This is a genomic window from Haloferula sp. BvORR071, assembly GCF_000739615.1.
Classification (GTDB): domain Bacteria; phylum Verrucomicrobiota; class Verrucomicrobiia; order Verrucomicrobiales; family Akkermansiaceae; genus Haloferula.
Window position 1 is genome coordinate 126,171 of the sequence record NZ_BATP01000060.1, and the last position, 13,077, is coordinate 139,247.

The following is a 13,077-nucleotide window of genomic DNA, read 5'->3' on the forward strand; positions in this document are numbered from 1 at the left end:
ATTCCGGTGTAGTAGTGCTTCCGCACCATGAAAAAGATTCTGACAGCATTCGCCGCCTGTGCCGCGCTTACCTTCTCCGCCTCCGCCGCGGACGAGAAAAAGGACGACGAAAAGGGCTTCGTCTCCCTCTTCGACGGCAAAACCCTCGAAGGCTGGAAGGTCGGCGACAAGCCGGAGGCCTTCAAGGTCGAGGACGGCGCCATCGTCGCCAACGCTTCTTGTGCCCACCTTTTCTACCAGGGCAAGGAGCACGGCGCGAAGTGGGAGAACTACGAAGTGCGCTTGGACGTGATGACCAAGCCGAACTCCAACGGCGGCTTCTTCATCAGCTCGGTTTACCAGGACAAGGGCTGGCCGTCCCACGGCTATGAAGTGCAGGTGAACAACACCCAGAGCGATGTCCAGAAGTCCGGCGGCCTCTACAACACCGTGCCGAACAAGGAGCCCTTCAAGGACAACGAGTGGATGAAGTATGTGATCAACGTCAACAAGGGCGTGATCAACATCAGCGTGAACGGCAAGGAACTGGTGAAGGACTTCAAGGCGGAAGCAGGCAAGGACAAGCTTGAGCCGGGCGGTGGCACCTTCGCCATCCAGGCCCACGACCCGGGCAGCACGACCCTCTACAAGAACATCCGCGTGAAGGCTCTCGATTGAGTCTCCTGTTGTAGATTCGTTTTTTCCAAGAAGCCGTGCCGGGATTTCCGGCGCGGCTTTTTGTTGGCTGGCTGGCTTGCGCTTGCGGCTGCGCTTCGTGAATGCTCGTCGGCGTGGAGGAAAATCCCTACGCCCCTTCTAAAGCTGATCCGATCATGGAGGCGCCTGCAGCCCATGGTTGGGAGCTGCACGAGGGCCAACTCCGGGTGGAATCCGGGGCCATCTTGCCGATGGTGGATCTCTACTCAGGCGAGATCGCGGAGACGATGACCCTCATGCGGATCGCGGTGCGGCGGCGGAGCCGTTGGCCCCTCTACCTGCTCATCGTTGGCTTCGCGATGCTGGCCATCCCGGGTGGCTCGGAAAACGCAACGGTGTTCTTTTCTCTCGGGGTCGTCGGGCTTGTTGCCCGCTCCGTCGGGATGGTCTTCTCGCCGGCGGCCTACATCCAAATCTTCCTGACGAAGGGGACGCGGCGCCGCCAATTGAGACATCGCTTGCGTGTTCTGATACTGGCAGGGGGCGCGTTTGGTGTTGCGATTGCAGCTGGCTTTCTCGACAGAACGGCACCCGCGGCGCGCGGGGTAGCTCCCGTGATGCTGGGAGTATTCAGCCTGCTGCTACTGGCTGCGCTGGTCATGTGGCTGCGGCGAGAGGTGCTCTACTACGGCGAGCGTAGTAGAGGGTTCTTTAGGGTCCGCGGTATTCATCCGGAGGCGCTGCGGGCCTTGGAGGAAATCATGGGGCGCTCTTCCAAAGCCTAGTTCAGCTTCGCGCGGAAGTAGGCGCTGCCAGGCTCCGGGATGATGCGGTAGGTGACAATCACGTAGCCCGGCATCTCCGGATGCGGCACTTGGCCGAGCAGTGTGAGCGAAGCGTTTTGCCAAGCCACGAGGTCCGTGGAGCTCTGGATGGTGAAGACAAGCGCGGGGTCATCGCCGCGGTGGACAAAGCTCCATTCGAATTCCTCGCTGCTCGGAGCGATCACCGGCGGTGGCGGCACATCAGCGATGCCGGGATTCCCGCCGAAGGCATACTCGCTGCGGTTGTCGCGGCCATCGCCATCGGGATCGGCGGTCGGCAGGGCGGCGCTCGTCCAGAGATCATTGGCGGCAGCCCAGATGTCATAGGGCTGGGTAAAGGTGGACGGATCCTGCGCGGCGAAGCCGGGAGAGGCGAGATCGCTCGGGCTGGCGAGTGAGTTCAGTGTGGCATACTTGCCGGGAGCTGCATAGCCACCGGGGACCGCGACTCCATTGCGGAACCACATGCGCGAGCGGCCAGCAAGCTGGGCAGGATAGTCCGCACGGGCTGCTTCGGTGCCATCGGGACGGTAGACGATCACGGAGTCGCCGTTGCCCAGGCCGCGCAGGCTGTCCAAGCCGAAGTCATCGCGGGTGAGGATCTTCTGGGTTGAGGGCAAGTTCCAAGCGCTACGGAAAAGCGCGGCCTCGTCGTCGTCATCCTCATCGAGGATGATGGCGGTCTCACCGGCGGCTAAGGTCAGGTTGCCGAAGACGGCTTGACCGGACTGGCCGCGGTTGTCGTCCCAGGAGAAACCGGCGAGTTCGACGGCGTCGCTGCCGGTGTTGGTGAGCTCCCACCAGTCGCCGTTGATGGTGTTGTCCGTGTGGACGCTGCTGGACATGATTTCAGTCACGGCGAGCGAGACCGGAGGAGCGGTGGGATCTGGAGCAACGGTTGTTTGGGCGATCTGCACTTCGTTGGCGTCGAAGAGCCGCAAGATCTCACCGTAGCGCGAGAGGTGGCCGGGGTAGGGCCCTACGACGAAACGGTTCTCGTTGGCCTTGGGTGTGGTGGTCCGGGCGCGGAAGGCCACGACATTCGGCGAAACATAGATCGAGCTGACAGCCGGGATGACCGTGCCACCGGCGAACTTGAAGGAGCCACTGGCACCGCGGAGCACCCAGTCGCTGACATCGACGGCGTCCGTGCTGGAGTTGCGCAGCTCGATGTATTCCTGGTCTTGGTTGCCGCTCGTGGGATGGGCGAGGACCGAGTTGAAGATGACCGGTGGTGTGGCGGATTGAGCGTTCGGGATGCCGGCGCTGGAGGAGTTGGTGATGCCGATTAGCTTGCCGGTATTGTTCACCGAGTGGGTCACATACAGGTGATTGCGCCGCGGCGTAAGGAAGCTCGACTTGAGGGTGGCGAGGCCTTGGGCGGGATAGATGTTCGGGCCGAGGCCGTAGGCACCGGAGTTTGTCGGCCAGCCCCAGCGGGCACGGTCGACATCGCCAAAGGGTTTGATCAAGGCACCAAGTTCATCAAAGCGCGCTTCCAGCGGAGAGTCGATGGCGAGGGTTCCGGGTTCCTTGAGGTAGCGGTCGATAAGCGAGCGCTCACGGCGCAGCAGCATCGAGCGGGTGATCGAATTCTGGATCACCACGTCGTAGAGGCGGTTCCACTGGCCGATGTTGCCGGTGTTCGAGAGGCAGGAAGATGAGCCGTAGAGCGGGTGGCTCTTGTTGGAGTCGTTGGTCGCCTGAATCACCGTATTGGCCGACTCGCCATTGTAGAAGAGCTGGCCGAAGGAGAGGTTGAGGTCGAAGGGGATGGGGCGCCATTCCTTGGTGCCGTCGCTGTCGCGGTAAACCACCATGTTCGCCCAGACGTCGTCGGCCTCCTGCGCGATGCGGGTGACCGCGAGGTAATTGATCACCGCAGGCAGATTGAAGTTGTCGAACATATAGGCCGTCTTGGACGAGGCGCTGGCACCGGAGGCGATGCCATTGCGCAGGGCCACAAAGTCGTCGTTGTTCTCCCAGCGCCGGGTCTTCTTCTCGGGGGTGCTGGAAGTATTGAGCGTGCCGACCTGTTTGTAGAGCGCGCCGCGCGGATTGAGGCCAAGCACCTCGGTCAACTCGCTATCCGCGGAATAGGTGTGGAAGGCGAGCTGCCAGGTCATGCCATTCATGACCAGGCTCACCGGGAAGTGGGGAGCGCCTGCATTGCCTGAGTCATGGTGCATCCAGTGCTGAAGATTCTGCCGCAGATAGCTCGGGTCGTTGTATTCGGAATTGAGGTTCAGCTCGCGCTGGGGCGGGTATTCGTCGGACCACTCGAAGTCGCGCCCGGGATTGAAATCCACGCGGTGCGAGCGCTTGAAGAGATTGCGCGAGGTGGTGCCCTTGATGCGGATCAGCACGTTGTCGTAGAGCTTGCCCTTGCCGAAGAATGCGCCGCGGCCGCCGCCATCCGAATCAATGCCGCTCTGGGTGGTCGTGGTCGGGAAGACGTAGCTCTGGACGAAGAACTGATAGACCGGTAGTGCCGAGCCGGCAGGCTCGCCGCCGATCACGGTGCCTTCGTAAACCGGCAGGGAGTTCGCGGTGCTAGTATTCACCGGCCACTGGGAAACGGTGCCATTGCTGGTCAGATTGATCCGCCAGCGCAGCAAGGTCCCGGCCGGCTGGCCGGTGGTCGGGATGGTTGCACCGTAGAGCCGGTCGCCCGCCGCGCCGTCGCCATGCAGGCCGTCATCGGCAAAGTTGAGTAGGGTCTCGCCGCCGAATGCCCAGCGGTAGCGGAGCTGCGGCTGGGTGCTCATGACGGCATCCGGAGAGACGCGGACGGTCACGTTGACGGGTGCACCAACTGCCGGCACCGCGGGGCTGAAGGCCGTCTCCATGATCGCCGCGCCCGAGAAGATGGAGCCCAAGGGCGAGGCCGCCGGGGTCGGTGTGAGATAGCGCCATCCAGCGCGGCCATCGGCAGGCTTGCCGCCAGCCAGCAGGCCAAAGGAGACATTCGCTTCCTGCCGCGGGTATTTGTCGAAGATGTGGACCGGATTGCCGGCAGGATCGAAGAGTCCCAGATAGCCTCCACCCGCGGACAACTTGAAATCGGTGTGCAATTGCCCGGTCGTAAGGGCGCGGTTCTTGCCAGAGGCATAGACGATCTTGCGCTCGGAGGGGCGCAGGGTGACGGCGGGGAATACCCAGCGGCGAGGGCGTGCCGGGTCGTCGGTCAGGGAGTAGCCGGCGAGGTTCAAATCGGCGCTTCCCGGATTGGTCAGCTCGATCCAGTCGGGCGTGTCAAAATCGGAGTCGTAGAGGCCGCCGGAATTCTGGGTGAGGAATTCCGCGATGGCGACCTGCGGGGCGGGCAGCACTGGTGAGAAACGCGAGGACCAGCCCTGAAGCTGGGCAGTGATGCCATTGGTGCCGGTGATGCCGTGATCGGCTGCCCAGGTGAAATGGACATCGCCCTGAGGTGGAGTTGGGAAGATGAAGCGGTAGGTCTTGGCGTCGGTCACTTGGAGGCCCGTGGCCGGGCTGCCATTGATGATGAAGTCCCCGGCATCCACTCCGTTGACCGGGAAGGAGAAGATGACATCGGCGGAGGTCATGGCGGTGACACTCTGGCCGGGCAGGGGGACCGAGTCCGCGACGTAGGGGAAGCTGATCGACTCGACGCCCGCGGAGAAGATGGAAGCGATCTCACCAGCGGCGAGGGCGTTGTTGAAGATCGCGACTTCGTCGATCGCACCGGTGAAGGTGTGGTAGGCACCGTTCATGCGGGTGCCGATATTGAGCGGGGCAAGCAAGCCATTGGCGATATTTCCGCCGAGGTTGTCGATGCCCGCGGTGGCATTCGCATCGACGCCATCGATGTAGATCTTCAGGCCGGCAGCGGTACTGGATCCATCGTAGGTGAAGGCGACGTGGTGCCACAGGTCGTCGAGGACCGGGACCGAGGCATTCACTTGGAGGGCGTCGGAGGGGTAGTCGTGGATCAGCCAGACGGTGACGCTCTGGGTATTGGCGCCGTTCACGTCGGTGCCGACGTGGAGTTCCCAGCCTTGGAAGTCGTCGGACTGAACCATGTCGCCGACGATGGCACTATCCTGCGGTCCGCCCTTGATCCATGCCGAGGCGGAGAAAGCTTGGTAACGCTCGAAGTTGAAGTTCGTGCCAGCCCCGAGCCATGCGCCATTCGCGAAATTCCCGGCCGCCGTGCTCAGCGGCGCGGCGGTGCTGGTGGTGTAGTCCGCGGCAGCGGACCAGCCGGCCGGATTGGAGGCGACTTCATCCGCAGTGGATGAGTCGAGCTTCCAATGGGCGAGCAGGTCGGCAGGCGACGGTGAGATCAGGGCGCACATCAGCGCGCCGAGGAGCAGACGGGGGTTCATCCGTTGTGGAACAGGCAGGAGCTTGGGTTAGCTTGGGCGCAGGAACTTATAGGCGAAGTTCCACAGGTGAAACACTAATTAGGATCCGGGAATATGCGTAGGATGATTGCGACCACTTGGTCGAAAGATACACGCGAAGGTCGGTGATTCGGGCTTTCCGTGCCGATACCGGTGTGTAAGCCAGCGGTGTGGAAGTGAATCCCTATGCTCCACCCTTGGACGCCGATCCAGTGGACGAGGAGCCGGAGGCCTGCAGCTGGGAGATGCGGGAGGGGACGCTGTGGGTGAAGTCCAAGGCGACTCTGCCGATGGTCGATCTCTACTCAGGGGAGAGTGCCGAGAGGATGATCTTGATGCGGATCCAACTGCTGCGCGCGGCTGTGCTGTGGATGCGGCGCCTGCAGCTCTACTATCGCGATCGCAGCGGGGATGCCTTCGGGGTCTGCGGGGTTCATCCGGAGGCGCTCAAGGAATTGGAGCAGCTCAAGGGACGACGATAGACACTGTGATTCCTTCGGGATCGGGAGATGGTAACGTCGGCACCCAGCCCGTTAGGCCCACCGGGAGACGGCGGCCTGCAGCGCCGGGGAGAAGAGCGGGCGCTCCTGCAGGGCGGTGGCGCGATCGGGGATGCCGGCGCGACCGCCGAGTTTCATGGCGACGCGGGAGGCTGCCCAAGCGCCGAACTCCATGCGCAGGGCGAGGGGCCAGCCTTCTAACAGGCCGACGCCGTAGCCGCCGTGGTAGGCGTCGCCGCAGCCATTCGTATCGAGAGCGGGGACGAGGAAGGCGGGTTGATGGTGGATGCCATCGGGGGTGGTTGCCCAACTGCCGTTGGCACCATCGGTGACGATCATTTGACCGCTGCCGAGACTTGTTAGGCCGGCGAGGATCTCTTCTGGGCTGTCCTTGCCGGTGGCGGCACGGGCGGTGTGGAGGGGCAGGATGACCTCGGTGGCGAGGGAGATGCACTTCAGGAGGAAGTCCTGATCGCCGTGCTCCAGATCCACGATGCTGCGGCAAGGAGTGCCATGGGCGGCTTCGAGGATCATCAGGGTCGCGGCGGAGTCGTAGCCATCGACGATGACCAGCTTGGCCTTGACGATGGCGTCGCGGGGGATGTCTTGCGGCTGCAACCAGCCGTAATTCTTCAGGCTGTAGCAGACGGTCCGCTCCCCGCTGGCACGGTCAATCTGCACCACGGAGACCCCGGCGCGTTGCTCGGGTGAATCGATCAGGAACTCATCCGAGACCCCGGCTTCCTTGAACTGGGCGCGGGACAGGGTGCTGATCGCGTCATGGCCCAAGCGCGCGATGAAAGCCGTGCGGTGCCCGAAGGCAGCAGTCATGCAGCAAGCCGAGGAAGCGGGGCCGCCGCCTTGGATCTCCAGTTCATCGGTGGCGTATTTGCCACCGGGTACCACGCCCTCCGGAAGGCGGGTGAGGATGTCCACCACGTTGATTCCCGCGGCGATGACTTCGGCTTGGGTTTCCTGCATCTCAGGCATCAATGAGCTGGCTCGCGGATCCACGCAAGATTGAAGCGATAGTGGAGCCTGCTGGAGAGCAGGTGGATGGTGCCATCCTCGGATTGGGTAGAGGCGAGGTAGCCGGCGTGCTCAGCATTATCGGGGGCCGCGGTGAAGTTCTTGGTCCAGGCACCGCCATCGAAATCGCCGCTGCCCGGAGTGACCAGCTTCCTAACAGGCCAAGTCTTGCCCTCGTCTTCCGAGATCGCGACGTAGAGGCCATAGCCGGTGAAGCTGCCGCCATTGGCCTTGGGGAAGTCCATGCCGCGCGAGCGCGGGAAGCGGCGATCTGTATTGGTGAAGGAGGCGAGCAGTAGCGGTCCTTCCTTCAGTCGCATCAGCACCAGCCGTTGCCCTCCAGCGATCGGGGTGAAGGGGCTGGCTGAGTAGGCCCAGGTCTTGCCTCCATCCTCGGAGGTGCTCATTGGCATGTGCCCGTCGATGTTGTTGCCGCGGCCCATGGCGAGCAGGCGGCCGTCATTCAACTCGACCACGCCGGCATGGATTCCAGCGATAATGCCGTGCCCGGGTTCATCGGGACGGAAGCCGGGCGGAGTTTGGTTGGCACCGGGGTCGCGCCAATTGGCACCGCGGTCGCGACTGAGATGGAGCGCGGTGCCGCCCTCGGATCCCGGAACGGCGTCGCAGGCCTGGATAAGGGTTCCGTCGTGCGTGAGGCGGGTGCCGGAGATGACCTGGTTGCGGCCTTGGTAGGCGGGATCGATGGCGCGCGGCGCGGTCCAAGTCACGCCATTGTCGAAGCTGGTCCGCAGCAGCAGGGCGAGATTGTCCCAGCCCTTTGCCCCCGCGGGGGCCATGCCATTGAAGTGATAGAGAGTGCCGTGGCCATCGTGGAAGATGGAGGAGCCATGCATGTTCCGGCCCTCGGCCTTGAAGAACTCGCTGGATGGATCCCACTCCGCGGCTCCAGCACGGAGGCGGCTGGCGAGCACGGTGAGCTCTGGGCCCTTCTCATCGCGGGTGCTGTACCAGATCGCGAAGAGATCACCATTCGGAAGCGAGGTGACCGAGGGCTGGTGATTGTGGGGATAGAAGGGCTCACCCGCGTCTTCCGGCGGGCGCACGAAAGGGATCGGGCCTTCGAAGTAGGGCACGCGATGATCCTTCTTCCACTCGGGAGCAGGCCCTTGGGAAACCTCGCGGGCCCAACGCGGCGGCTGAGCCTCTGGAATCGGAACAAGTGCGCTCACCTTGGTATCCGCATCCGCCACGCTGAACCTGCGGTAGCTGGTGGCGGAGAGGTCAGCCATGGCGATGTCGTCCTTGCGGGTGAGTTGGCGGAAGTTCTGCCAGCGGTGGAAGGTGAGGAAGTTCGCGTCGTGGTTATTGTGGGCACCGCCCTCGTCGTCCTCCCATGCGGTGCGGCAAAGGGCGATGAGATCTTCGCCGTCAAATTGCCAGTCCACATACTGGAAGCCGTGCTTCGCCACATCCGGGTGGCGGAGTAGAATGCAGCGGGTGTCCCAGCTGCGCAGATCGCGGCTGTGAACGAGGGCGAGGGTATTGCGGATGCTGGCGGGGCGGCCGGGCAATGCGGTCTCCACGATGCTGGCAAGAGACCAGTAGCCCCCTGCGGCATCGCGGCGGATGGTGAATTTTTTAGCTCCGCCGGGGAAGTCGATGAAGTCCTTCGCCGGATCGAAGCTGGCTTCCGTGCCATTCTGGTTGATGCGGACGATAGCGGCTTTTTCGGGGAGCTGAGAGTTATCCACCCGCAGGATGTCCACGACCTTGCCCTCCGGATCGATCACGGCATTGCCCTCCAGCCATGCCGCGAAGTCGCCGCCGAGCCATGCCGGATCGCGGGGCAGGGGATTGGTGAAGCTCCAGCTCTTCGGGTCTAAGAGGTCGGCATCCGCCGGCGCGCTCATCATGCGGGCACGATAACGCTCGCCCCACTTGGTGCCGCCCATGGCGTCCTCCACGGCTCGCCAGATGCGGCCTTGATACTCGACCACGGGCATGGGCGCGGTGTGCCATTCGCCTTCGGCGAGGACGACCGGGGCGCTCCAGTTCAAGCCATCGGGGGAACGGCGGATGACCACGCGGCCGTGGTGCTTGTCCATGCCCAGGGCATAGGCGGCACCGCGGTGGACGAAGAGACTCTGCCAGAAGAAGCCCTCGAAGTCGGTGATGTGCTGCCAGGTGGCCCCCTTGTCGGTCGAGCGGTAGAGGCGGCCTCTGGCGAGTTGATGTTCTCCGCTCGCGGGGCCGAAGAGATCGTGGCTGGCGAGGTAGCTGCCATCGGGCAGGACGCAGAGGGAAGGCGAGCCGATGTAGAGGCCGTCCTTGGCCGCGGAGTGGTGGACGATGGTTCCGGGCGGGGGCGGAGCAGCGCTTGCGAGCGCTGCGGAGAGAAGGAGGATGATGGCTTGGAGAAAGCGGAGCATGGGGCGTCCAGTGGTTGGGTTTGGACGCTGGGTGGTATAGGTGGCGTCCATCTGGCACCTAACTGTTCGGGCCGGCTCAAGCCAGTGCACCCAGTAGGCATCCGGTGGAATATAGGCGCGGGGTTTCGCGTTTCTTTCTTACTATACTGTCACGGAGTTCTCCAGGTGGTCCAAGGTGAGCTGGAGCGAGGTGCGGATGTGCAGGCGCATGGCCTCGGAGGCGGCGATGCCATCGTGCGCCTCCAAGGCGGCCAGGATGGTGGCGTGCTGCTCACAGGCCTTCGAGAGGCGCTTCTCCTCGTGGATGCCGCGGTCGGCGAAGAAGATGCGGGTCTGCACCTGGCTTTCCTCGACGGTGCGGGCCAGAGCGCCATTGCGCGCGGCGAGGAGGACGGTGCGGTGAAAGGCGAGGTCGGCATCGAGAAATTGGTCCAACTCTGCCGCTTCAAGACGATCGCGGCCGGATGTTTTGAACTCCTCGAAGACCCGGAGCATGGTGGCGTGCTGCTGCTGGAGCAATTCAAGGTGGCGGGCCGAGAGTCGCTCGGCGGCTTTCAAGGCGGCGAAGGTCTCGATGGCCTCGCGGACCTCGTAGAGTTCGGCCGCCGTGTTCTGGTTCATCGAGCGCACCACGGCACCGAGGCGCGGGACCAGTTCGACGAAGCCCTCGCTGGCGAGCTGGGTGACGGCCTCGCGGACCGGTGTGGTCGAGACCCCGAGTTCCGTGGCGAGCTGCTTGTAGTCGAGACGGGTGCCGGGCGGCAGGGTGCCATCGAGCAATCTCGAGCGGAGCGTGGCGTGAACTTGACGGGGAAGCGGCTGTTTCACTTTCCGCAGACTAGGAAGACGAGCCGTGGGGACAAGAAGCATCTGAAGAGCTCAATGACGATTCTCATGCGAAATTCCCGATGCAGGAAACGCAATGAAGGAACTACGCATGGTCAGGATTGAAGAACGCAAAAGACCCGCCCGGAATGCCGGGCGGGCCTTTGAGATGGATTGGGCGCTGTGGAGCTTGTGCTACTTCGCGATGGTCTCGTCCATGATCCCGGCGTCGATGTATTGGCCGCCTTCGGTCTGCTTGACTTGGATCGCCAGGACATTCTTGCCGGGCTTCAGGGCGGAGGCATCGAAGTCGACGAGGACGTAGCCCGGGGTGTGGCCGCCCAGCTTGGCGATCTCCGTGCCATTGAGGAAGACGGTGGCGTCTTCGTCGTGGAAGATCCGGAGCACCGGCTTGCCCTTGGGCGCAGCGGTGTCGAATTCCCGGCGGATCCAGATCGAGTTGGTATTCCACTCGGTGCCGATCTTGGTATTCGGGGTGTTGCGCGTGCCGAAGCCGCCCTTGCCTTCCTTCCAGGCCTTGTCGTCGAAGCTAACAGCTTCCCAACCTGCACCCGGGGTCTCGGTGCTGTACTTCCACTCCTGCGCCTGCTGCTCCGAAGTGGCGGCGAGCGGGGCGTAGGTGGCGGCATCCGGGGTAGCGAGCAGCTTGTCGGACAGGGTCTTGAGCCAAGAGGCCGGAACCTTGTCGATGCGGTCGTAGGTGCGCAGGCCGTTGATCTCGCCTTCCACGTCGGTGGTCTGGGTGTAGACCCCGGCGGAGATGCCCTGGCGGCGCAGGCCGCAAAGAACGTCGATGGACTTGGAGTAACGCGCCTTCCACTCGTCGAGCGACTGCGGCAAGCCACCGTAGCCCCAGTTGTCCTTGGAGTTGTCCCAGAGGTGATCCTTCACCGGCCAACCGTGACCGCCGAACTCGCCGACGACCTTGACGTAGTCGTCGAAGCGCTTGTCCGAAAGCGGGAAGGCCGGGTCAGGGTAGGCGTGCTCGTCGGCGACATCGCCGACCGGCCAGAAGTTGCCGCCGGAAGCGATGTTGATCGGCCGGGTCTTGTCGTAGTCCACGGCCATCTTGCCGACTTCCATCGTGCGGTGCTGGCCCCAGGCTTCGTTGAAGGGCTGCCAGGAAACGATGCAGGGTTCGTCGCGCAGGTGGTCGACCATGCGCTTGTATTCGGTGACGAACTGCTCGTGGGCTTCCTTGGTCCACTCGCCTTCCTTCGGATTCGGAGCCATGCGGGTCCATGGCGGGTTCGAGCCCTTCGGCTCGGTCTGCGGTCCGTAGCCCATGCTGACTTGGTCCTGCCACATCATCATGCCGACCTTGTCGCAGTGGTAGTAGTAGCGGCGCGGCTCGACCTTGATGTGCTTGCGGATCATGTTGAAGCCCGCAGCCTTCAAGAAATCGATGTCTGAGATCATCGCTTCTTCTGAGGGCGGGGTGAGCAGGCCATCCGGCCACCAGCCCTGGTCGAGCGGGCCCCAGTGGAAGATCGACTTGCCGTTCAGGGTGAAGCGCCAGTTGCCGTTCTTGTCCTTGGCTTTGCCCAATTCGCGCAGCGCGGTGTAGGAAGTGGCGCTGTCGATGACCTTGCCGCTGCCGTCCAACAATTCGACCTTGAGGTCGTAGAGGTTCGGAGCATCGGGCGACCAGAGCTGCGGGTCGCTGACCTTGATCGCGAGATTGCCCGTGCCTTCGGCGCTGCCGGCGGCCTGGCCCTTGAGGGTGGCGGTGACCTTCAGCTTCTCGCCTTGGACCGCGGGGCCGCTGAGCTTCGCACGGACGAAGATGGTGCCGCTCTTGATGTCGCTTGCGAAGTCGAGGTCATCGATCGCGCGGGCGTTCACTTCCTCCATCCACACGCTCTGCCAGATGCCGGAGACGCGGGTGTACCAGATGCCTTCGGGATTGAGCTTCTGCTTGCCGAGGAGCTGGAAGCCGCTGGTGGCATCGAGCACCTTCACGCGTAGGGTGTTCTTGCCACCTTCGAGCGCCGCGGTGGCATCGAAGGAGAAGGGCGTGTGGGCGCCGGTGTGCTTGCCGAGTTCCTTGCCATTCAGCCAGACCGTGCAGTCGTAGTCGACGGCCTCGAAGTGGATGATGGTGCGCTTGCCTTCGTCCTTCTTGGTGGTGAAGCTGCGCTCATACCACAGCGCCTGACTCGGCTCGAGCTGCTTGCCGACGCCGGAGAGTGCGGACTCCGGGGAGAAGGGGACGAGGATCTCGCCCGCGAAGGCGCCCGGCTCGGAGGCCTCTTTCGGAGTGATGGCGTAATTCCAGAGGCCGTTCAGGCGGGTCCAGTTTTCACGCTGGAGCTGCGGGCGCGGGTATTCGTCCCAGGCATTGTCCGGGGTCACGTCCTTGGCCCACTGGGTCATGATCTTGTTGCCGGCGGGCTTCCATTCAGCATGGACCGTCGGCAGCGCGAGCAAGAGGGCGAGCAGAGGTGTCGTTTTCATAAAGCTGTCGTATTTGTTAGAA

General features: G+C 63.3%; 8 protein-coding genes. 3 read left to right on the forward strand and 5 right to left on the reverse strand.

The features are described from left to right. The first annotated feature begins 27 nt into the window (after positions 1–27). Positions 28–657: a DUF1080 domain-containing protein gene (locus tag BV071_RS30920; RefSeq protein WP_035615871.1), complete on the forward strand. Its 630-nt coding sequence runs from the start codon at positions 28–30 to the stop codon at positions 655–657. A 101-nt stretch (positions 658–758) separates the two neighbouring features. Continuing rightward, positions 759–1,421, forward strand: coding sequence for a hypothetical protein (locus BV071_RS30925; protein ID WP_035615874.1), 663 nt, complete (start codon positions 759–761; stop codon positions 1,419–1,421). Here the strand turns inward: BV071_RS30925 and BV071_RS30930 are convergent. After that, a complete protein-coding gene (locus BV071_RS30930) occupies positions 1,418–5,812 on the reverse strand; it encodes a lamin tail domain-containing protein (protein WP_035615876.1) in 4,395 nt (1,464 codons plus the stop codon). The genes BV071_RS30925 and BV071_RS30930 overlap by 4 nt on opposite strands. A 215-nt stretch (positions 5,813–6,027) precedes the next feature. Here BV071_RS30930 and BV071_RS30935 point away from each other — a divergent pair, with 215 nt between their 5' ends. Further along, a complete protein-coding gene (locus tag BV071_RS30935) occupies positions 6,028–6,312 on the forward strand; it encodes a hypothetical protein (protein WP_265595117.1) in 285 nt (94 codons plus the stop codon). Positions 6,313–6,363: 51 nt separating this feature from the next. Here BV071_RS30935 and BV071_RS30940 read toward each other — a convergent pair whose 3' ends face one another. The 4 genes from BV071_RS30940 to BV071_RS30960 form a co-directional block, all read right to left on the reverse strand. After that, positions 6,364–7,311 (reverse strand): carbohydrate kinase family protein, encoded by a 948-nt coding sequence (locus tag BV071_RS30940; RefSeq protein WP_265595118.1) that lies wholly within the window; start codon positions 7,309–7,311, stop codon positions 6,364–6,366. Between the two features lie 8 nt (positions 7,312–7,319). Next, on the reverse strand, positions 7,320–9,752 hold the full coding sequence (locus tag BV071_RS34590; protein WP_075091056.1) for a sialidase family protein: 2,433 nt from the start codon (positions 9,750–9,752) through the stop codon (positions 7,320–7,322). Positions 9,753–9,893: 141 nt separating this feature from the next. Further along, on the reverse strand, positions 9,894–10,580 hold the full coding sequence (locus BV071_RS30955) for a GntR family transcriptional regulator (protein WP_265595119.1): 687 nt from the start codon (positions 10,578–10,580) through the stop codon (positions 9,894–9,896). Between the two features lie 192 nt (positions 10,581–10,772). Next, a complete protein-coding gene (locus BV071_RS30960) occupies positions 10,773–13,055 on the reverse strand; it encodes a glycoside hydrolase family 2 (protein WP_052574090.1) in 2,283 nt (760 codons plus the stop codon). Positions 13,056–13,077 lie beyond the last annotated feature (22 nt).